General features: G+C 62.9%; 17 protein-coding genes. 5 read left to right on the top strand and 12 right to left on the bottom strand.

Annotated features, from left to right (window positions below; genetic code table 11):
- The first annotated feature begins 156 nt into the window (after positions 1 to 156).
- Positions 157 to 1,401: a putative porin gene (locus QOS90_RS05015; protein WP_027593146.1), complete on the top strand. Its 1,245-nt coding sequence runs from the start codon at positions 157 to 159 to the stop codon at positions 1,399 to 1,401.
- A gap of 204 nt (positions 1,402 to 1,605) precedes the next feature.
- Here QOS90_RS05015 and QOS90_RS05010 read toward each other — a convergent pair whose 3' ends face one another.
- Positions 1,606 to 2,727: a beta-ketoacyl-ACP synthase III gene (locus tag QOS90_RS05010; protein WP_027593147.1), complete on the bottom strand. Its 1,122-nt coding sequence runs from the start codon at positions 2,725 to 2,727 to the stop codon at positions 1,606 to 1,608.
- A gap of 174 nt (positions 2,728 to 2,901) precedes the next feature.
- Complete coding sequence (hrpA, locus tag QOS90_RS05005) at positions 2,902 to 6,807, bottom strand: ATP-dependent RNA helicase HrpA (protein WP_027593148.1); 3,906 nt, start codon at positions 6,805 to 6,807, stop codon at positions 2,902 to 2,904.
- A gap of 550 nt (positions 6,808 to 7,357) precedes the next feature.
- On the opposite strand from hrpA, the gene QOS90_RS05000 reads away from it, so the two are divergent.
- Positions 7,358 to 8,722 (top strand): glutamine synthetase family protein, encoded by a 1,365-nt coding sequence (locus QOS90_RS05000; protein WP_085272621.1) that lies wholly within the window; start codon positions 7,358 to 7,360, stop codon positions 8,720 to 8,722.
- A gap of 25 nt (positions 8,723 to 8,747) precedes the next feature.
- Positions 8,748 to 10,055: an NAD(P)/FAD-dependent oxidoreductase gene (locus QOS90_RS04995; protein ID WP_027593150.1), complete on the top strand. Its 1,308-nt coding sequence runs from the start codon at positions 8,748 to 8,750 to the stop codon at positions 10,053 to 10,055.
- Positions 10,056 to 10,158: 103 nt separating this feature from the next.
- Here the strand turns inward: QOS90_RS04995 and fadD1 are convergent, their stop codons facing one another.
- Both fadD1 and fadD2 read right to left on the bottom strand, forming a co-directional pair.
- The gene (gene fadD1 / locus QOS90_RS04990; protein WP_027593151.1) at positions 10,159 to 11,856 is read right to left on the bottom strand and encodes a long-chain-fatty-acid--CoA ligase FadD1; all 1,698 of its coding nucleotides are present in this window, start codon (positions 11,854 to 11,856) and stop codon (positions 10,159 to 10,161) included.
- A gap of 264 nt (positions 11,857 to 12,120) precedes the next feature.
- Complete coding sequence (fadD2, locus tag QOS90_RS04985) at positions 12,121 to 13,809, bottom strand: long-chain-fatty-acid--CoA ligase FadD2 (RefSeq protein WP_085272463.1); 1,689 nt, start codon at positions 13,807 to 13,809, stop codon at positions 12,121 to 12,123.
- Positions 13,810 to 14,039: 230 nt separating this feature from the next.
- Here fadD2 and QOS90_RS04980 point away from each other — a divergent pair, with 230 nt between their 5' ends.
- Positions 14,040 to 14,984 (top strand): alpha/beta hydrolase, encoded by a 945-nt coding sequence (locus QOS90_RS04980; RefSeq protein WP_027593153.1) that lies wholly within the window; start codon positions 14,040 to 14,042, stop codon positions 14,982 to 14,984.
- A 34-nt stretch (positions 14,985 to 15,018) separates the two neighbouring features.
- Complete coding sequence (locus QOS90_RS04975) at positions 15,019 to 15,489, top strand: MaoC family dehydratase (RefSeq protein WP_027593154.1); 471 nt, start codon at positions 15,019 to 15,021, stop codon at positions 15,487 to 15,489.
- Positions 15,490 to 15,622: 133 nt separating this feature from the next.
- Here QOS90_RS04975 and QOS90_RS04970 read toward each other — a convergent pair whose 3' ends face one another.
- The 8 genes from QOS90_RS04970 to QOS90_RS04935 form a co-directional block, all read right to left on the bottom strand.
- Positions 15,623 to 16,861, bottom strand: coding sequence for an RNA polymerase sigma factor (locus tag QOS90_RS04970; RefSeq protein ID WP_027593155.1), 1,239 nt, complete (start codon positions 16,859 to 16,861; stop codon positions 15,623 to 15,625).
- Positions 16,861 to 17,346: an SRPBCC family protein gene (locus QOS90_RS04965; RefSeq protein WP_027593156.1), complete on the bottom strand. Its 486-nt coding sequence runs from the start codon at positions 17,344 to 17,346 to the stop codon at positions 16,861 to 16,863. The genes QOS90_RS04970 and QOS90_RS04965 overlap by 1 nt, the downstream gene beginning before the upstream one ends.
- Before the next feature lie 21 nt (positions 17,347 to 17,367).
- Complete coding sequence (locus tag QOS90_RS04960; protein ID WP_027593157.1) at positions 17,368 to 17,712, bottom strand: YciI family protein; 345 nt, start codon at positions 17,710 to 17,712, stop codon at positions 17,368 to 17,370.
- A 44-nt stretch (positions 17,713 to 17,756) separates the two neighbouring features.
- Entirely contained in the window at positions 17,757 to 18,182 is a 426-nt protein-coding gene (locus QOS90_RS04955) for a YybH family protein (RefSeq protein WP_027593158.1), read from the bottom strand.
- Positions 18,183 to 18,414: 232 nt separating this feature from the next.
- Positions 18,415 to 19,059, bottom strand: coding sequence for a LysE family translocator (locus tag QOS90_RS04950; protein WP_085272462.1), 645 nt, complete (start codon positions 19,057 to 19,059; stop codon positions 18,415 to 18,417).
- 79 nt (positions 19,060 to 19,138) lie between these two features.
- A complete protein-coding gene (locus tag QOS90_RS04945; protein WP_008098794.1) occupies positions 19,139 to 19,471 on the bottom strand; it encodes a type II toxin-antitoxin system HicB family antitoxin in 333 nt (110 codons plus the stop codon).
- Positions 19,468 to 19,722 (bottom strand): type II toxin-antitoxin system HicA family toxin, encoded by a 255-nt coding sequence (locus QOS90_RS04940; RefSeq protein WP_085272461.1) that lies wholly within the window; start codon positions 19,720 to 19,722, stop codon positions 19,468 to 19,470. The genes QOS90_RS04945 and QOS90_RS04940 overlap by 4 nt, the downstream gene beginning before the upstream one ends.
- Positions 19,723 to 19,769: 47 nt before the next feature.
- A complete protein-coding gene (locus QOS90_RS04935; RefSeq protein WP_085272620.1) occupies positions 19,770 to 20,735 on the bottom strand; it encodes a threonine dehydratase in 966 nt (321 codons plus the stop codon).
- Positions 20,736 to 20,783 lie beyond the last annotated feature (48 nt).

Raw genomic sequence — 20,783 nt, 5'->3', positions numbered from 1 at the left:
GCCACTAATTAGACATTAATCTGTCATTCCCCCCCGCAATACTTGCGCCTGTTTTCCGGAACCCCAGAACCTGTCTATTCAGGCCCTTTCCGAAGACATGCCAACACAGGGGCGGGCGCTGAGCCTCCCCCATTTTTTTCTAGTAGGGAGAACCTTATGCGTCTTGTTTCTACACTTACCGGAGTGAGCCTCACCGGCATGATGCTGGCTCTGAGTACTCCGGCCAGTGCTGCTGTCGACGCCAAGCTGCTCGAAATGCTCCGCGCCAATGGCTCGATCAACCAGGCGCAGTACAACGAACTGCAAGGCGATCTGGCAAAAGAGACCAAGGAAAAGGCCGACCAGAAAGCGCAGTCCGAGCGTATGAGTTCCTTTGAACAAAAAGTGGCATGGGCCGCCAAGACCCAGATCAAGGGTGATGTGCGCCTGCGTTACGAAGACGTCAACGTTGACGACCCGAACAGCAGCAGCGGCAACCAGGACCGCCAGCGCGTCCGTGCCCGTGTCGGCTTCTACAGCGAAATCAACCCGCAAGTCGATGCTGGCGTGCGTATCGCCACCGGTAGCAGCGCCGACCGCCGCTCGACCAACCAGAGCTTCGACAACTATTTCGACAAGAAATCGCTGTGGGTCGACCTGGCCTACCTCGACTGGCACCCGACCGCAGTGCCAAACCTGCACCTGATCGGCGGCAAGATGCCACAGCCGTGGGTGAGCATGGGCGATATCATCTGGGACAGCGATATCAACCCGGAAGGCGTGGCCGCGACCTACAAGGCTGACCTGGGCGGCGCCGAAGTGTTCGCCAGTGCCGGTCAGTACACCCTCAAGGACAACGTCGATGGCGACGGCGTGCAGTACAAGCACGATGCGCAGGTCTACCACGGCCAGCTGGGCGCCAAGTTCGCCCCTGCCGACGTGCTGAAAGTCACTGTGGGTGCGAGCATCTATGGCTACGACAACGACAAGGAAGCGGCCATTCTGCAGTCGTTCGGCAACACCACCAATGAGTTCAACCTGGTGGAAGGCTTCGGTCAGCTCGACTTCACTGGCTTCGCCATCCCGCTGTCGGCCTACGGCCAATACGTGAAAAACACCGAGAGCACCGACGGTGAAGACCAAGCCTGGCTGGCCGGTCTGAAAACCAAGGTCGGCGCTTGGAGCCTGGACTACAACTACCGCGATGTTCAACGTAACGCCGTGGTCAGCCTGTTCACCGACTCCGACTTCGGCAACGGCTTCACTGGCTCTCGCGGCCACAAGTTCAAGGTCGGTTACGAGATCGACAAGAACTTCTCGCTGGGCGCGGCGTACCTGATGGCCAAGACCGACCTGTCGCAGCTGCCGAACAGCAATGCTGACGTAGACACGCTGCAGGTAGACCTGGAAGCCAAGTTCTAAGCAACCGCTTCACTGCTTCACTGCTTCACTCAAGGCGGGAAATGCCGACCCCATCCGGTATTCCCTGCCTTTTTTTGTGTGTGACATTGTAGGGGGCTGCTTTGCAGCCCATTCGCAGCGCAAGGCTGCTCCTACCGGTGCGGTTCGCGTTCCCCTGTAGGCGCAGCCTTGTGCTGCGAAAGGGCCGCAAAGCGGCCCCGGCAATCAGCGTTTGCGCAGAATCACGCTACCCACCGAATACCCCGCACCAAACGAACTCAGCACGCCCACCGCACCCGCGGCCAGGTCATCCTGGTACAGGTGGAATGCAATCACCGACCCCGCCGAACTGGTGTTGGCATAACGGTCCAGAATCACCGGTGCCTCTTCCTCGGTGGCTTCACGCCCCAGCAGCTTCTTGACGATCAAGTGGTTCATGCTCAGGTTGGCCTGGTGCAACCAGAAGCGCTTGACGTCGCTCGGCTGCAGGTCATTGGCTTCAAGGTGCTCACCGATCAGCTCAGCCACCTTCGGGCACACTTCACGGAACACCTTGCGGCCTTCCTGGATGAACAACTTGTCCGCAGCACCTTCCCCCTCCTCCGCCGCGCGGTTGAGGAAGCCGAAGTTGTTACGGATGTTGTTGGAAAAACCGGTCCACAACTTGCTGCTGACAATCTCGAACTGGTGCTTCGAGGTGGCCTGGTCGGCACGCTCGATCAGCACGGCGGTGGCGGCATCACCGAAGATGAAGTGGCTGTCGCGGTCGCGGAAGTTCAGGTGGCCGGTGCAGACCTCGGGGTTGACCATCAGTACCGAACGCGCCTGGCCCAGCTGCACGCTGTTGGCGGCGGTCTGGATGCCGAAGGTGGCTGACGAGCAGGCCACGTTCATGTCGAAGGCAAAGCCCTCGATGCCCAATGCATTTTGCACTTCGATGGCAATGGCCGGGTATGGGCGCTGCAGGTTGGAGCACGCGACGATCACACCATCGACATCGGCAGCGGTACGGCCCGCACGTTCAAGCGCCTGGCGAGCAGCGGCCACAGCCATTTCACACAAAATCGACGGCTCGTCATTGGAGCGCTCTGGCAGGCGTGGCTTCATGCGTTGCGGGTCGAGGATGCCGGCCTTGTCCAGCACGAAGCGGCTCTTGATGCCCGAGGCCTTCTCGATGAAAGCGGCGTCGGACAGCGGCGCTGCCTCGACCTCGCCGCGCTCGATGGCGGCGGCGTTGTCGTGGTTGAACTGCTGCGCCCACGTGTTGAAGGACTCCACCAGTTCTTCGTTGGAAATGCTCTGGGCCGGGGTATACAGGCCGGTGCCGCTGATCACGACGTTATGCACGGTCGTTCCTCTGGTCAAAGGCCATCGCCACGGGGCGCTGGCTGGAAAATGCGTAATAGCACTTTAGTGCCAACTCGAAGGCGAGGGCGTTGCCCTCGTTCGCAGGTAAACCCGCTCCCACAGGGGCCGCCAGGCGACCCCAAATTGCATCAATATTGCCACATCTTCTGCGGTTTAGGCTTCCACCTGACTCCACTGTTTGCTGAGACGCTTGTCAGAAATCGGCACTTTGGTACCCAACTGCTGAGCGAACAACGACACCCGGTATTCCTCCAGCAACCACCGGTACAGCGTCAGTTGCTCATCACGCTTGCCCTCCTGGGCGTGCTTGTCGGCACGTGCCTTGTACTGGGCCCAGAGGTTTGCCAGCTCGCCACTCCAGACGCGGTCCTTCTGCACCTGCGAGCCGAGCTTCTCCAAGCGTAACTCCACGGCCTTGAGGTAACGCGGCAACTCCTTGAACCAGGCGCCCGGGGTTTCGCGAACGAAGCCCGGGTACACCAGGTTGGCCAGCTGTTGCTTGATGTCGTTCAGCGCCACCGCCTGGCTCAGGTCGATCTTGCCTTTGAAGCGCTTCTGCAGCCCGTGCCACAACTTGAGCACTTCCAAGGTCTGGCGCGCCAGGCGTTCAGCGTGCTCGGCCCAACTGCCACGTTTGCGCTCGGCCAACCCGGCCAAGGCGGCACCGTCGCGCGGCAGCGGGTGCTCACCCTCAAGGATGCAGCTGTCCAGGCTGGCCAGCAGAATGTCTTCGACCAGTGCCTCGACACGGCCCAGCTCGCGGTACAGCAAGCCCAGTTCGGTCAGCCCGGGCAGCTTGCCACGCAAAAACTTGGCAGGCTCCGCCAACTGCTGCAGCAACAGGCGCTGCAAGGCGCGACGGTGCTGAAACTCGGCTTCGGCCTGGGTCGAAAAACGCCCTTCGCGCACGGTGCCGTTTTCGTCCACCAGCGCCGGGTAGACGGTCATCGACAGGCCGGCGATCTTCTGCTGGGTGCTCTGCGCCACTTCACTGAAGGCCTTGGCCTGCACCGGGCGTTCGGCGTTTTCGCTGCGTGGCACGGCCAATGCGGCCTGGCTGGCGGCGACAAAGCGTGCGGTCAGCTCGGCCAGGTCGCGGCCTTCGCCGAGGAACTTGCCCTGGCCATCGACCACTTCGATGTTCATCCGCAGGTGGCCTTCGACCAAGTTGACCGATTCTGCCCAGGCCTCGTCGGACACACGCGCACCGGTCATGCGCAGCAGCTCCTGGCCCAAGGCCTGGGGCAACGCGCCCTGGCCGAAGGTCATGCGCGCCAGCGCGGCCTTGACAAAGTCCGGTACCGGCACGAAATTCTTGCGCAGGGCCTTGGGCAGGTTGCGCACCAGCGCCACGCACTTGGCTTCGATCAGACCCGGCACCAGCCATTCCAGGCGCTCGCCCGGCAAGCTTGGCAACAGCGGCGCCGGTACGCGCACGGTCACACCGTCGCGGGGGTGGCCCGGTTCGAAGTGGTAGGTCAACGACAGGCGCAAGTCCCCTACCTGCAGGCTGTCCGGGTACTGCGCCGCGGTGACCTCACTGGCTTCACGCGCCAGCACGTCTTCTTCGCGCATGATCAGCAGGTTGGCGTCCTTCTGGCTGGTCATGCGGTACCAGGCATCGAAGGTCGCGGTCTGGTGGATTTCCTCGGGCAGGCGCGCTTCGTAGAACGCGTAGAGGGTCTCTTCATCGGCGAGAATATCGCGCCGACGGGCCTTGGCCTCCAGTTCGTCGAGCTGTTCGAGCAGGCGTTTGTTGGCCGCCAGGCACTTGGCCCGCGACTGGATCTCGCCGCCCACCAGCCCCTCGCGGATGAATAGCTCGCGGGAGGTCACCGGGTCGATCGGGCCAAAGTGCACCGGCCGGCGCCCCACCAGAATCAGCCCATACAAGGTGATCTGTTCAAAGGCCACCACTTGCCCGCGCTTTTTCTCCCAGTGCGGTTCGAAGTGGTTCTTCTTGACCAGGTGGGTGGCCAGCGGCTCGATCCAGTCGGGCTCGATCTTGGCGACCACTCGCGCATACAGTTTGGTGGTCTCTACCAGCTCGGCCGCCATGACCCACTGCGGGCGCTTGCGGCCCAAGCCCGAGGACGGGTGGACCCAGAAGCGCCGCTGACGGGCACCTTGGTAGTCGCCCTCTTCCGTCTTCTGGCCGATCTGGCTGAGCAGGCCGCTGAGGATGGCCTTGTGCATGCGCTGGTAATCGGACGGTTCCTTGTTGACCGTCAATTGCAGGTCACGGCAAATCAGCGCCAGCTGGCGGTGGGCATCGCGCCATTCGCGCAGGCGCAGGTAATTGAGGAAATTCTTCCGGCACCAGTTACGCAACGGGTTGGCCGTCAACGCCTGGCGCTGTTCTTCGAAGCCACGCCACAGGTTGACCAATGCGGCGAAGTCGGAATCGACGTCCTTCCACTGAGCATGCGCCTGGTCGGCCGCCTGCTGGCGCTCCGGCGGCCGCTCGCGCGGGTCTTGCACCGACAGGGCGCTGGTGACGATCAACACTTCCTGCAAGCTGCCCTGGCGGGCGCCTTCAAGCAGCATGCGGCCCAGCCGTGGGTCGATCGGCAAGCGCGCCAGCTGTCGCCCAAGCGGGGTCAACTGGTTCTCGCGGTTGACCGCCGAAAGCTCCTGCAACAGGTTGAAACCGTCGCTGATGGCCTTGCCATCCGGCGGCTCGATGAACGGGAATGCGTCGATCGCACCCAGGCGCAGGTGCAGCATCTGCAGGATCACCGCCGCGAGGTTGGTGCGCAGGATCTCAGGGTCGGTGAACGCCGGCCGGCCGTTGAAATCCTCTTCGCTGTAAAGGCGTACACAGATGCCCGGTTCGACCCGGCCGCAGCGGCCCTTACGCTGGTTGGCGCTGGCCTGCGACACCGCCTCGATCGGCAGGCGCTGAACCTTGGCGCGGTAACTGTAGCGGCTGATGCGGGCGGTGCCGGTGTCGATCACATAACGAATGCCCGGCACGGTCAGCGAAGTCTCGGCGACGTTGGTGGCCAGGATCACGCGGCGCCCGGTGTGCGACTGGAAAATGCGCTGCTGCTCGGCGGGCGACAGGCGCGCATACAGCGGCAGAATCTCGGTATGGCGCAGTTGCGCCTTGCGCAAGATCTCGGCGGCATCGCGAATTTCCCGCTCGCCCGGCAAGAAGATCAGCACATCGCCAGGCCCCTTGCCCTCGCTGCGCTCATGCTGCGCCAGTTCGTCCAGGGTGGCGAGGATCGCCTGGTCGACGGTGAGGTCTTCCTCGATCTGGTTGCCTTCCTCGTCCTGCTCGCTGGTCAGCGGGCGGTACCAGGTTTCGACCGGGAAGGTGCGCCCCGACACCTCGATGATCGGCGCGCCATCGAAGTGCTGGGAGAAGCGCTCAAGGTCGATGGTCGCCGAGGTGATGATCAGCTTCAGTTCCGGGCGGCGGTGCAGCAGGGTCTTGAGGTAGCCGAGCAGGAAGTCGATGTTGAGGCTGCGTTCGTGAGCTTCGTCGACGATGATCGTGTCGTAGCGTTCGAGGAAGCGGTCGTGCTGGGTTTCGGCCAGCAGGATGCCGTCGGTCATCAGTTTGACCAGGGTATTGGCATCACTCTGGTCTTCGAAACGCACCTGGTAGCCGACCAGCCCGCCCAGCGGCGTGCCGAGTTCTTCTGCGACACGGGTAGCGACGCTGCGCGCGGCGATACGGCGTGGCTGGGTGTGAGCGATCAGGCCATGGCTACCGCGCCCCAGCTCGAGGCAGATTTTCGGCAACTGAGTGGTCTTGCCCGAGCCGGTCTCACCGGCAATCACCAGCACCTGGTGCTCGGCCAGCGCCTTTTTGATCTCGTCACGTTTGGCAGCAATCGGCAGGCTGTCGTCGTAGCGCACGGTTGGCACGCTTTGCTGGCGTGCGGTGACCTGCGCGCAGGAGGCCTGGACCTTTTCCACCCACTGGGCGAGCTTCGCTTCGTCCGGGCGTTTGCGCAGCTCGTGCAGTTGCCGACGCAGACGGTGGCGGTCGGCGATCATGGCGTGATCGAGGTTTTTCAGGAGCTGGTCGATGGCTTGGTCTGTCATGGGGCTTTTTAGTGATGCAGGTGAGCCTGCTTTTTCATGATCGGCATTTGAAGAGGCGCGATTGTCGCAGATTTGCGGGTTCTTTGCTGTCCGCGCTGGCCGCACCTTTGTGTGTAGGAGCAGCCTTGTGCTGCGAAGAGGCCGGTGACAACAAAGGTGATGTCGGTTGCTATCACCGGCCTCTTCGCAGCGCAAGGCTGCTCAACGATCAGGCAGGCGCGCTATGTTTAGTGAAGGCTGATGTAAAGGTTGCCATTCACTGCTTTAATCAACCTTACGCCGCATGTGAGTATCAAAGGCATGACTCCCGCCCAGCCTATCGCCCCACCGTCGTCCCGCCCTTCGCTGCCGAAGGCCCGGAGCCGTGCTGGGGAAAATCCGCTGGTCCACATCATCCTCGCCTTCTGGGCTTTGTGGCACTGCCGCCACGCGCGCCCACCGGACACTTCGCTCACGCCATTGTGACCCAACCCGGCCACCGTCTGGCCGTTTGACTCAACTGGGCCGCCTGCATGCGCGGTGGCCCTGTGCGCCCGTGAGCGAATTCATCATGCACTTTGCACCCGTAGAGCACGCCAGCCAATTCCTGGCCGACAACCCCGATATCGAGCTGTTCGAGCTGTTCATCCTCGACGCCAATGGCGTCCCCCGCGGCAAGCTGCTACACCGCGAGGAACTGCTGGCGGTCTACCAGACCGGGCGCCCGCTGCCCAGCACCATCCTGGGCCTGACCCTCAATGGCGATGACGTCGAAAACTCTGGCCTGGTCTGGGACGTTGGCGACATCGACTGCCGCGCCTACCCGCTGGAAGGCAGCTTGGTGCGCCTGCCCTGGCGGCGCGTACCCACCGCTACCGTGCAGGTCAGCATGCACCCCAGCGAAGGCCTGCCGGCGAGCATTGCCGACCCACGCCATGTGTTGCTGCGCACTGTCGAAGCGCTCAAGGCCGATGGCTACCACCCGGTGATGGCGTGTGAGCTGGAGTTCTACCTGCTCGACCAAAAACGCGATGCCCAGGGCCGCCCGCAGCCGGCCCTGGACAACGACGGTGGGCGCCCGCGCAGTACGCAGGTGTATGGCCTGCGTGAACTGGAACAGATCGAGCCCTTCCTCGCCGACCTTTACGCCGCGTGCAAAGCCCAGGGTATCCCCGCCCGCACGGCGATCTCCGAGTACGCACCTGGTCAGGTGGAAATCACCCTTGAGCACGGCGATGCGCTGCTGGCCATGGACCAGGCCGTGCGCTACAAGCGCCTGGTCAAAGGCGTGGCCCATGCGCATGGCATGCAGGCTTGTTTCATGGCCAAACCCTTTGCACAACTGGCCGGCACCGGCATGCACATGCACCTGAGCCTGGCCGACAGCGCTGGCAACAACCTGTTCGCCAGCGAGGACAAGGCCGGTACGCCGTTGCTGCGCCAAGCGGTGGCCGGCATGCTGCGCCACCTGCACGATTCGCTGCTGCTGTTTTGCCCCAATGCCAACTCGTTCCGCCGCTTCCAGGCCAACAGCTACGCGCCACTGGCGCCCACCTGGGGCGTCGACAACCGCACGGTCAGCCTGCGCGTACCGGGCGGCCCGGCCAACAGCCGACACGTGGAGCACCGCATCTGCGGTGCCGATGCCAACCCGTACCTGGCCGCAGCGGCCATCCTCGCCGCCAGCCACCGCGGCATCCGTGAACAGCTGGACCCCGGCGCCCCCGTTGAAGGCAACGGCTATGCCCAGGCCACCGAGCACTTGCCCACCGACTGGCTGACCGCCCTGGATGCTCTGCAGCATTCGGACTGGGCCCGAGAGGCACTGGGCGCTGAATTTCTTGGGGTGTACCTGAAGGTCAAGCGCGCCGAGTACCGCCAGTTCATGGCCGAAGTCAGCGAACAGGACTGGCGCTGGTACCTGCACCAGGCCTGAGCCCCATTCATAACAAGGAACACCCATGAACGCAGTATTGAACAAGGGACCGGCCCAACGCGCGCCGTCTTATTACAGCGCCACCCTCAATGACCACACGCAGTACCCGACCCTCAAGGGCACCGTGCACGTCGACGTGGCCATCATCGGCGGTGGGTTCACCGGCGTGGCCACCGCTGTGGAATTGGCCGAGCGCGGCCTGAAGGTGGCCATTGTCGAAACCAACCGCATCGGCTGGGGCGCCAGTGGGCGCAATGGCGGCCAGGTGACCGGCAGCTTGTCGGGCGACGAAGCCATGCGCACGCAAATGCGCGATCGCCTGGGCAGCGAGGTGGATGATTTCATCTGGCACCTGCGCTGGCGCGGGCACCAGGTCATCGAGCAACGGGTGGCACGCTACGGCATCGACTGCGACCTCAAGCGCGGCCACCTGCATGCCGCGATGAAGCCGTCGCACTTGAACGAACTGCGCGGTTTCGCGGCCGAGGCAGAGCGTCGCGGCATGGGCGATCAGGTCGAGATGCTCGACCGCAGCGCCATGGCCCAGCACCTGCAGAGCCCGCTGTACCTGGGCGCCTTGAAAAACCGCCGCAACCTGCACCTGCACCCGCTCAACCTGTGCCTGGGCGAGGCCCGCGCCGCCCACAGCCTGGGCGCGTTGATCTTCGAGCATTCAGAGGTGCTGGACATCGTCCACGGCCCGCGCCCGGCAGTGGTGACCGCCGAGGGGCGCATCGAAGCCCGCCAGGTGATGCTGGCCGGCGATGTCTACCACAAGCTGGAGCAACGCACGCTCAAGGGCAAGATTTTCCCGGCCATGGGCGGCATCGTTACCACAGCGCCGCTGGGTGAACTGGCCGAGCAGATCAACCCGCAGGACCTGGCGGTGTATGACTGCCGCTTTGTCCTCGACTATTACCGCCTGACCGCCGACAAGCGCTTGCTGTTTGGCGGCGGCGCCAACTACTCCGGGCGTGATTCACGCGACATCGAAGGTGAACTGCGGCCCTGCATCGAACGCACCTTCCCGGCGCTCAAAGGGGTGCCGATCGAGTTCCAGTGGAGTTGCGCCATGGGCATCGTGGTCAACCGCATCCCGCAATTGGGCAAGCTCTCGGACAATGTCTGGTACTGCCAGGGTTACTCCGGGCATGGCATTGCCACCAGCCACATCATGGGCGAGATCATGGCCGAAGCGCTGACCGGGACACTGGAGAAGTTCGACACTTTCGCGCAGTGCAAGCACGTGCGGGTGCCGATGGGGGACTTGCTGGGGAATCCGCTGTTGGCGGCAGGGATGTGGTACTACCAGATGCTCGAGAAATTGCGCTGATTTCAGCGGCCCTTTCGCGGGCAAGCCCGCTCCTACAGTGAGATACCTGTGGGAGCGGGCTTGCCCCGCGAAAGGGCCAGCAAAGCCAGCCCAGAATACAGCCTCAAGCGATCTTCTTGAGCCCTTGCTTCTTCAGCTCTTCATCGCGCAACTCACGGCGCAGGATCTTGCCCACGTTGGTGGTCGGCAACGTATCGCGGAACTCGATGTAGCGCGGCACCTTGTAGCCGGTGACGTTGGCACGCATGTGCTCCATCACCTGCTCCTTGGTCACGGTCATGCCCGGCTTGACCACGATGAACATCTTGATCACTTCGCCCGACTTTTCGTCCGGCACGCCGATGGCCGCACACTGCAGCACACCTGGCAGGCCGGCCAGCACGTCTTCCAGCTCGTTGGGGTACACGTTGAAACCGGAGACCAGGATCATGTCCTTCTTGCGGTCGACGATGCGCATGTAGCCGTCCGGCTGGATCAACGCGATGTCGCCGGTCTTGAGCCAACCCGCGCTGTCAAGGATCTCGGCGGTGGCGTCTTCGCGCTGCCAGTAGCCCTTCATCACTTGCGGGCCCTTGATGCACAGCTCACCCACCTCGCCCAGCGGCAGTTCATTGCCACTGTCGTCGATGATCTTGCACAGCGTCGAAGGCACCGGAATACCGATGGTGCCAACCTGGTTGGCCTCGGACGGGTTGACGGCGGCCACCGGGCTGGTTTCGGTCATGCCGTAACCTTCGCAGATGGCGCAACCGGTAACGGCCTTCCAGCGCTCGGCCACGCTCAATTGCAGGGCCATGCCGCCAGACAAGGTGATTTTCAGCGCAGAGAAGTCCAGCGCGCGGAACCCCTCGTTGTTGCACAGGGCGACGAACAAGGTGTTGAGGCCAACGAAGCCGCTGAATTTCCACTTGCTCAGCTCTTTGACCATCGCCGGCAAATCACGCGGGTTGCTGATCAGCACGTTATGGTTGCCGATCAGCATCATTGCCATGCAATGGAAGGTAAAGGCATAGATGTGGTAAAGCGGCAGCGGCGTGATCAGGATCTCGCAGCCTTCATGCAGGTTTGAGCCCATCAGCGCCCGGCATTGCAGCATGTTGGCCACCAGGTTGCGGTGGGTCAGCATCGCGCCCTTGGCCACGCCCGTGGTACCGCCGGTGTATTGCAGCACGGCGACATCGTTGGGTTGCGGGTTGGCCTCGGTGACCGGCTGGCCCTTGCCCAGCGCCAGGGTGTCGTTGAAGCGCACAGCACGCGGCAAATCATAGGCCGGCACCATCTTCTTGACGTACTTGATCACACTGTTGATCAGCAGGCGCTTGAGCGGCGGCAGCAGGTCGGCCACTTCGGTGACGATGACATGCTTGACCTGGGTCTTGGGCACTACTTTTTCGGCCAGGTGGGCCATGTTGGCCAGGCACACCAGCGCCTTGGCACCGGAATCGTTGAACTGGTGCTCCATCTCCCGCGTGGTATACAGCGGGTTGGTGTTGACCACGATCAGCCCTGCACGCATGGCGCCGAATACCGCTACCGGGTATTGCAGGACGTTTGGCAGTTGCACGGCAATGCGATCACCCGGTTTCAGGTCGGTGTGTTGCTGCAGCCAGGCGGCAAACGCCCCCGACAGCGCATACAGTTCGCCATAGGTGATAGTCTTGCCCAGGTTGCTAAAGGCCGGTTTGTCGGCAAAGCGTTGGCAGGATTGCTTGAGTACCGCCTGGATATTGGGGAATTCGTCAGGATTGATTTCCGCCGTAATCCCGGCTGGGTATTTATCCTTCCAAAAATGTTCGATCATGGAAGCCCACTCCTTCAGCAACAGCGAAGTTCGATTCACGCGTCGATGCGCTTATTATTGATATGTGATGGCGGCTCATTGCAAACCGGATCATCTGAAAGCGGCCCGAGAGTAACAGCTTTGCCAGGGGTCGCCTAGAGGCCAAAACAGGCCTCACGGTCACAAAAATGACTCAATGAACGATACAAGTCATTTTTAGAGTATTTATCCAAAATGTCGCAAAACGGGCCAAAAGGCCCGTTCCAGAGGCGCCCTGCATCCCTGTCAGGCGATGTCACGCAACTCGCGCCGCAGGATCTTGCCCACCGGGGTCATCGGCAGCGACTCGCGCAGCACGATGTGCTTGGGCACTTTGTAGCCGGTGAAATTGGCTTTGCAGTACGCCTTCAGCTCATCGACGCTCAAGCCGCCCTCGCGCGGCACCACGAACAGTTTCACCGCCTCGCCAGAACGCTCGTCCGGCACACCGATGGCCGCGCAGTTGGCCACCTGCGGATGGCCCATGATCACGTCCTCGATTTCGTTGGGGTACACGTTGAAACCCGAGACGATGATCATGTCCTTCTTGCGGTCGACGATGCGGGTAAAGCCATCCGGGTCGATCACCGCGATATCACCCGTCTTCAGCCAGCCTTGTGCGTCCAGGGTCTGCGCGGTGGCCTCGGGTTGCTGCCAATAGCCCTTCATCACCTGCGGGCCCTTGATGCACAGTTCACCCCGCTCACCCACCGGCAGCTCGTTGCCGTCGTCGTCGATTACCTTGAACGCCGTACCTGCCACCGGGATACCCACCGTACCCAGCCGCGCCAACTGGCCATAAGGGTTGGTACTGGCGACCGGCGAGGTTTCGGTCAGGCCATACCCTTCGACGATGCGGCAGCCCGTGAGGCTCTCCCAGCGCTCGGCGGTGGCCTTGACCAGCGCGGTGCCACCGGAGTTGGTGACCTTCAGCGCAGAAAAATCCAGTTGCCGGAAGCCGGGGTGGTCCATCAGCGCGACGAACAGCGTGTTGAGCCCCAGCAGGCCGGAAAAACGCCACTTGCCCAGCTCCTTGATGAAGCCTGCAATGTCTCGCGGGTTGGTGATCAGCACATTGTGGTTGCCGGTGACCATCATGCACATGCAGTTCGCGGTAAAGGCATAGATGTGATAAAGCGGCAGCGGCGCGATCATCACCTCCTGGCCTTCTTTGATCATCTTCTGCCCGTCTGGCCCGTGCTGCGAGAAACACGCCAGTACTTGGAGCATGTTGGCCACCAGGTTGGCATGGGTGAGCATCGCGCCCTTGGCCAGGCCGGTGGTGCCGCCGGTGTATTGCAGCACGGCGATATCGTCCAGGCTCAGCGGCACCGGCTTGTGGCTGAGCGAGCGGCCCTCGCGCAGCACCTGCTTGAATGACACCGCCTGGGGCAATTGATAGGCCGGCACCATCTTCTTCAGCTTGTCGACCACGGTGTTGATCAGCCAGCCCTTGGCGGCGGGCAGCAGGTCGCCCATTTTCGCCTCGATCAAATACTCGATACCGGTATCGGGCAGCACCTCCTGCACGCGCTTGCCGAACATGTTCAGGTAAACCAGCGCGCGGGCGCCGGAGTCCTTGAACTGATGGCGCATTTCACGCTCGGTGTAGAGCGGGTTGGTGTTGACCACGATCAGCCCGGCACGCAACGCGCCGAAGACCGCGATCGGGTACTGCAGGACGTTGGGCATCTGCACGGCGATGCGGTCGCCCGGTACCAGGTCGGTGTGCTGCTGCAGCCAGGCGGCAAAGGCCGCCGAATGGCGTTCCAGCTCGGCGTAGGTCAGGGTCACGCCCAGGTTGCTGAACGCCGGGCGGTCGGCGAAGCGCTTGCAAGAGCGCTCGAACACCTCGACGACGGAGGTGTAGGCATGGATGTCGATGGTGGAAGGCACGCCCGCCGGGCGCTTGTCATTCCAGAAGTCGGCTTGCATTTATTATTGTTCCTCTGCCTGGACCTGCTGCGGGGGGTGTAGCGGGTCGTTTAGTCCTTTGACCTGATCGCCAATGGCAAACAGGCGTTTAACCGACGTTAGCAGGTAAGCCCAAGGCGGCATATACGCCAAGCTCCGCCATTAACATTGTGAATCTTATTTGTGCCCTTCCTGCAATCCAGCCGGTTGCGCATACACTGTGCTCGTACCCCCCGCGCAAAGGACCGGCCATGCCCCACGACGCCTTCTGGCTGCCCGCCAGCGAGCATTGCAGCCTGTACGTACACCAATGGCTGCCGGCCACGCCGGTCAAGGCCGTGGTGCTGCTGGCCCATGGCATGGCCGAGCACGCCGGGCGCTACCAGCGCCTGGGCCATGCGCTGAGCGAGGCCGGCTTCGCCCTGTTCGCCCCCGACCTGCGCGGCCACGGGCGCACCGCCGAACTGGGCAGCCTCGGCCTGTTCGCCCGCCATCATGGCTGGAATGCCGTGGTCAATGACCTCGGCTTGCTCGCCCAGCACATCGGCCAGCAATACCCCTGCACGCCGCTGTTCCTGTTCGGCCACAGCATGGGCAGCTACATTGCCCAGGCGTACCTGCTGCACCACAGCGCCAGCCTGCACGGGGCGATCCTCAGCGGCTCGAACTTCCAGCCCGCGGCGCTGTACCGCGTGGCGCGGCTGCTCGCCCGGGTCGAGGCCTGGCGCCAAGGGCCGCTGGGCAAGAGCGCGCTGATCGAGTGGCTGTCGTTCGGCTCGTTCAACAAAGCCTTCAAGCCAAACCGCACCGCCTTCGACTGGCTGAGCCGCGACCCTGGCGAAGTGGACCTGTACGTGAATGACCCCCTGTGTGGCTTTCGCTGCAGCAACCAGTTGTGGCTCGACCTGCTGCAAGGCTTGGCGCAGATCAGCCGGGCAAGTAACCTCGCGCAGATCGATCCGAACCTGCCCCTGCTGGTGATTGGCGGTGAATGTGATCCGGTCAGTACCGGCAAGCGTCTCACCCATCTGGCCGACGCGTTACGCGCGACCGGCAACCAGCATGTACAGCTGCGCATCTACCCAGAGGCACGGCACGAAGTGCTCAACGAAACCAACCGTGACGAGGTCACCGCCGATATTCTCGGCTGGCTCGAACAGGCGCTGGCCCTTGGCCGCCCTGCGCGCAGTGAATGATAGCCGCCCTCGCCCACCGCTTAAGGAAGCCCCGATGTCCCAGGTCACCAACACGCCTTACGAAGCCCTTGAAGTCGGCCAGACAGCCACCTATGAAAAGTCTGTGGAAGAACGTGACATCCAGCTGTTCGCCGCGATGTCCGGTGACCACAACCCGGTGCACCTGGATGCCGAGTTCGCGGCCAAGAGCATGTTCCGTGAGCGCATTGCCCATGGCATGTTCAGCGGCGCGCTGATCAGTGCGGCGGTGGCGTGCACGCTGCCTGGCCCTGGCACCATCTACCTGGGCCAGAAGATGAGCTTCCAGAAGCCGGTGAAGATTGGCGACACCCTGACCGTGCGCCTGGTAATCCTCGAGAAGCTGCCCAAGTTCAAGGTGCGGATCGCCACCAATGTGTACAACCAGAACGATGAGCTGGTGGTCGAGGGCGAGGCCGAGATCCTGGCGCCGCGCAAGCAGCAGACGGTCGAGCTGGTATCGCCACCGAATTTCGTGGCCAGCTGATCACGTTTTTTCAGCCGGTTTTTGATGTAACCGGCACAGGCGCTATTCGCTGGCAAGCCAGCTCCCACACGGTTTGTGCAGACTCCAAACCTGTGGGAGCCGGCTTGCCGGCGATAGGACCTGTGCTGCCCGCTCATTTCAGGGCCTGGAGCCGCCGCTCGATATGCCGCCGCTCCGGCGCCTGCCGGGTCAAGGCCAACGCCTGCTGCCATGCCGCGCGGGCCTCTTCGACATGGCCCAGTTGAGCATGCAACTCTGCCCTTGCCGCATGCGCCAGGTGATAGTCGTGCAGCTCACCCGCCGCCAGGATCGCTTCAACCTCTGCTAACCCCACCTGCGGCCCATCCCGTTTCGCCAGCGCCACTGCCCGGTTGAGCGCCACCACCGCCGACGGCCAATGCCGTTGCAACACGTCATACAGCCCGACGATCTCGTCCCAGTCCGTGTCATCCGCCGTGGCCGCCTCGGCATGCACCGCGGCTATCGCCGCCTGCACGGTATAGGCGCCATAGCCGCGGCTTCGCAGGGCATGGCGCACCAGCTCACAGCCTTCTTCGATCCGCTCACGGTCCCACACGCTGCGGTCCTGCTGTTCAAGTACCACCAGGTTGCCCTGCGCGTCGATGCGCGCACGCTGCCGCGATGCCTGCAACAGCATCAGCGCCAGCAAGCCGATCACCTCCGGGTCTGGCAGCAATTGCCCCAGCAGGCGGCCGAGCCGGATCGCTTCGTCTGTCAGGTCCTGCTGCAGCAAGGCGTCGCCGGACGAGGCCGAATAGCCTTCGTTGAACACCAGGTAAATCACCCGCAGCACGCTCTCGAGGCGCTCGGGCAACTCATCGAGCGCCGGCACCTGGTAGGGGATGCCCGCGTCGCGGATCTTGGCCTTGGCGCGCACGATGCGTTGGGCGATGGTTGCCGGGCTTTGCAAAAACGCCCGGGCAATCTGCTCGGTGGTCAGGTCGCAGACCTCGCGCAGGGTCAGCGGCACCTGCGCGTCGGCGGCCAAGGCCGGGTGGCAGCAGGTAAAAATCAGCCGCAGGCGATCATCGCTGAGCAACGCTTCTTCGCTGGGGTCTTGTACCTGGCCTTCCAGCAGCATGATCAGGTCCGCCTGAGAGCGGTCGAAGCGGGCACGTCGGCGCAACGCATCAATGGCCTTGAAGCGGCCGGTCGACACCAGCCATGCCCGAGGGTTAGCGGGGATACCATCGCGCTGCCAGCGCTCAACAGCGATGAAGAACGCATCGTGCATGGCCTCCTCGGCCAGGTCGAAGTCGCCCAACAAGCGGATCAAGGTCGCCAGGATGCGCCGCGAATCGCGACGGTACACCGCCTCGACTTCGGCGCGCACCTGCGCCAGCCCTGCCATCAGTCCGGCATCCGCTGGGTCACCACCTCCACCAGGCGGTCCAGGCTTTCTCCCCAGCCTTGGTGAAAGCCCATTTCTTCATGGGCTCGGCTGTCGGCGGCGCTCCAATGCCAGGCGCGGGCGGTGTAACGGGTCTTGCCGTGCTCCTCGTCGAAGGTCACCACAGCGGTCATGAACGCTTTGTCAGAAGGTACCCAGCCCGGCCCGAAGGCGTCGGTAAACACCAGGCGCCTCGGCGCGGCAATCTCCAGGAACACGCCCTGGGTCGGGTACTCGGTGCCATCCGGGGCCCGCATCAGGGTGCGGAACAGGCCACCGACCCACAGTTGCATTTCGCATTCCGGGGTGGTCATGCCGTGCGGCCCCCACCATTGCATCAGCCACTGGGGCTCGGTCCAGGCGCGGAACACCTTGGCCGGGGGCGCGTCGATCAATCGGCTGATGGACAACTCGTGCTGCGCTTGCGCAGGGTGTGCAAGGCTCATGCTGGTGGTTCTCCGTGAGTGTCAGGGTTGCAGTTCGCGCACAGGTCGCACTTCAACGCTGCCGACCCTTGCGGCGGGGATGCCTTTGGCGATGTTCAGCGCCTCGTTCAGGTCTCGGGCATCTACCAGATAAAAGCCGGCCAGTTGTTCCTTGGTTTCGGCGAACGGGCCATCGGTGAGGCTCATGTGCCCACTGCGCACACGCACCGTGGTGGCGGTTTGCACCGGCTTGAGCGCCTCGGCCGCGAGCATGCGCCCAGCGCCCTGCAACGCCTCGGCATAGGCCATGCATTCGGCGTCTTCCGGGCTGTCGGGCAGGCTGTGCAGCAGCCCTTCGTCACAATAGACCAGGCACAGGTATTTCATGGTCGCCTCCAGGGCATTGGCAAAGTGCGTTTGGCGATATCAGATCAGGGCTTCAGATCGAACAGGGCTTTCTGCGTTTCCATGTCGAACGGTGCCGACCAGTGTTCATGGATGACTTGCCATTGCCCGCCCTGGCGACGATAGCCGACCGTGGCGCGCATGAAGCCGCATTGGCTCTCGTCGTCCGACGGGCCGCAGCGGTTCAACCAGTGCGCCAGGCCCAGGTCGCCGTCGGCGTATACGGTGAGCTCGGCCAGCTCGAAGATCATCGGGCCGGTGCACAGGCCCATGCACATTTCCCAGTGGGCCTGGTAAACAGCCTTGCCTTTGAATTGCAGGGTTTTGATGGCATCGAAGGCGACGATGTCGTCGGCATAGGGCGCAGTGATGCCGGGGATGTCACGGTCGCGCACGGCCTGCATCCAGCGGTCGATCAATTGGCGGAGTTCGTTTTCGGCTGCGGTGCTCATCGGGGGGGCCTCCGATCGTTTGTCAGGTTTGGGCACAGGTGGGGCCTGTGCTTTCAACTGTTAGTCGAACGGTAGCGGGGGAAATCGACAGGCCGGTGAAAATAAATGGGCTTGAGATTGGGTGAGGGCTACCAGGTGCTTGCCTCGGGTTATTTAGCGCCTGGGAGATCGAGCGCCGCCCGCGCGGCGCTCGATCTCCCAGGCGCTGAAAGACCCAAGGCATGCACCCTGCCTACGCCCCAGGGCTGGCAAGAATGAACTCGCGATACCCCGAAACAATCACGTAAACCGCGAAATAGCAGAAAATCGCCGCCGACAGCAGGTACGACCAGGTCAGCAATCGATCCCCCAGCAATCGCCCTCCGTGGCTGGCAATGCCGCACAGGCTCAGGCACCAGACCAACCCCGCCGCAAAAAAGCCGCTGAGGAACAACCCGGCCTCCAGCAAGCTGCCACCACCGGATCGGGAAATCAGCACCCCACCGACCGCCGCGAACCACAAAATCGCGGTGGGTGAGGACATGGCCAAAAAGATCCCGCGCAAGAACTCGCGCCAGCCCGACTCCACCACCACGTCTGCCCGCGTGTCCATGTGCCCGCCGCGCCACGCCGCCAGCAGCATCTTCACTGCGAACCACACCAGCAGCGCAGAACCGCCCAGCCACAAGGCCCAGCGCACGCTTTCAAACTGCAGCAGCACGGTCATCCCGGCCAGTGCGGCAACGGCATAGATCAAATCCCCCACACAGGTCCCCAGCCCCAGCCAGAAACCCTTGAGAAAACCACGCTGCATGGCCAAGGTGATCATGGCGATGTTGGCGATGCCGATGTCCAGACACAGGGACAGGCTGAGGAGAAAACCATTGGAGAAAGGCATTGAGCACTCGATGACCGGCCAATTAAGCGCCGTAGAGCCTGCCACGAGTGATCAGGGGATGGGAAGAAGAAGTGTTCGATCAGGCAAAGGCCGCCTGCTCGAATACCTCATCCGCCCATTGGTTCAGGCTCTTGCCGGCGGCCCGGGCGGCAATGCTGGCAGCAGCGTGGACTTCTGGCCGGATACGCAGCATGACCTTGCCTGATGCCGGCTTTTCAGGGGTGATGCCCTGTTCTGCACAATCAGCGAGATAGTCCTCGAGCGCTTCACGGAAGGCTTCATGCAACTCAGGAACGGAGCTTGCGTGAAAGCTGATGATGTCGCGCATGCCAAGCACGCGACCCACGAAAATGTCGTCACGCTCATCGTATTCGATTCGGGCGGCATAGCCCTTGTAGCGCATGCAACTCATAGGCTGACTCCTGCCCGCAGCAAAAATTCGCGGGCTTCTTCAATCTGATACCGCCTGGCTTCCTTGCCTGGGTGGGGGCGATGGCATCTCCAGTATTGGCCGCCAAGCACCAACTTTACCCTGGAGCCTTGTCGCTCCAGCACCTGCCCTCCCAGATGAAGCACCAGCGCCTCGATCTCGGAAAAGGCCAATGACGACGTGGTTGGCGTCCTGGAGATAGCGTCGAGAATTTTTCGGTATCGAGTGTTCATCGAAAAATGCTATCAGATTAAGATAGCACTTATTCCTCGATATTCATTCAGGATTTTTCATCACCCGCCAGCACCCGCGCAAAACGCGCGCGATCCACGTTCGCCCCGCTCAGCACCACGGCCACCCGCCGGCCCACTTGCCGCTCGCGCTCCTGCATCAACGCCGCCAGCGCCGCAGCGCCCGCACCTTCGGCGGTGTTATGCGTGGCCTCGTGGTACACGCGCATGGCTTCGGCGACTTCACTGTCACTCACCCGCACGATGCGCGCGGCATGCTCGCACACCAAGGCGAACGCCTCCGGGTGCGGTACCCGGCAGGCCATGCCATCGGCGAAGGTGTCGGCAGTGGCAGTGGTGACGATGCGCCCGCGCTCGAAGCTTTGCGCATAGGCATCGGCCGCGCTAGACACCACCCCCACGATCTCGGTCTTCAACCCCAGCAGGTTGCGTGCCTGGATCAGCCCGCAGATGCCCGACCCCATGCCGATAGGCACGTATACACAGTCCAGCTCAGACACGGCCTCGAACAGTTCCAAGGCATAGGTGGCTACCCCGCGCACCAGCTCCGGGTGAAACGATGGCACCATCATGTAGCCCAATTCGTCAGCCAGCCGGGCCGCCTCTTCACGGGCCACATCAAAATCGACACCGTGCTCTACCAGCTCGGCACCCAGGGCGCGCATGGCGGCGTTCTTCTCGGTGGAGTTGCCTTCGGGCACGACGATCACCAAGGGTATGCCCGCCTGGCGTGCGGCCAGTGCCATGCTCTGGCCATGGTTGCCGCGCGTGGCGGTGACCAGGCCACGGGGCGGCGCGCCATCCGCCAGCAGCGAACGCACGTAGACCAACCCGCCCCGCACTTTGAACGCCCCGGTGGGCGCGTGGTTTTCATGTTTCACCCACACTTGGCAGCCCAGCCGCTCGGCCAGCAAAGGCCAGGCGTGCTGGGGCGTTGCGGGTACATGCTGGTGAACGAAATCGGCGGCTTCGCGCAGGGCTTTCAAGTCAAACATGGCGATCATCCCTCATCGGTAGGTGGTTGATCCGATCCTAAGCGCCGG

Source organism: Pseudomonas sp. LAIL14HWK12:I10 (genome assembly GCF_900184205.1).
Lineage (GTDB): Bacteria > Pseudomonadota > Gammaproteobacteria > Pseudomonadales > Pseudomonadaceae > Aquipseudomonas > Aquipseudomonas kermanshahensis.
Note: the sequence above shows the minus strand (reverse complement) of the source record. Positions and strands in the feature narration are given on the sequence as shown.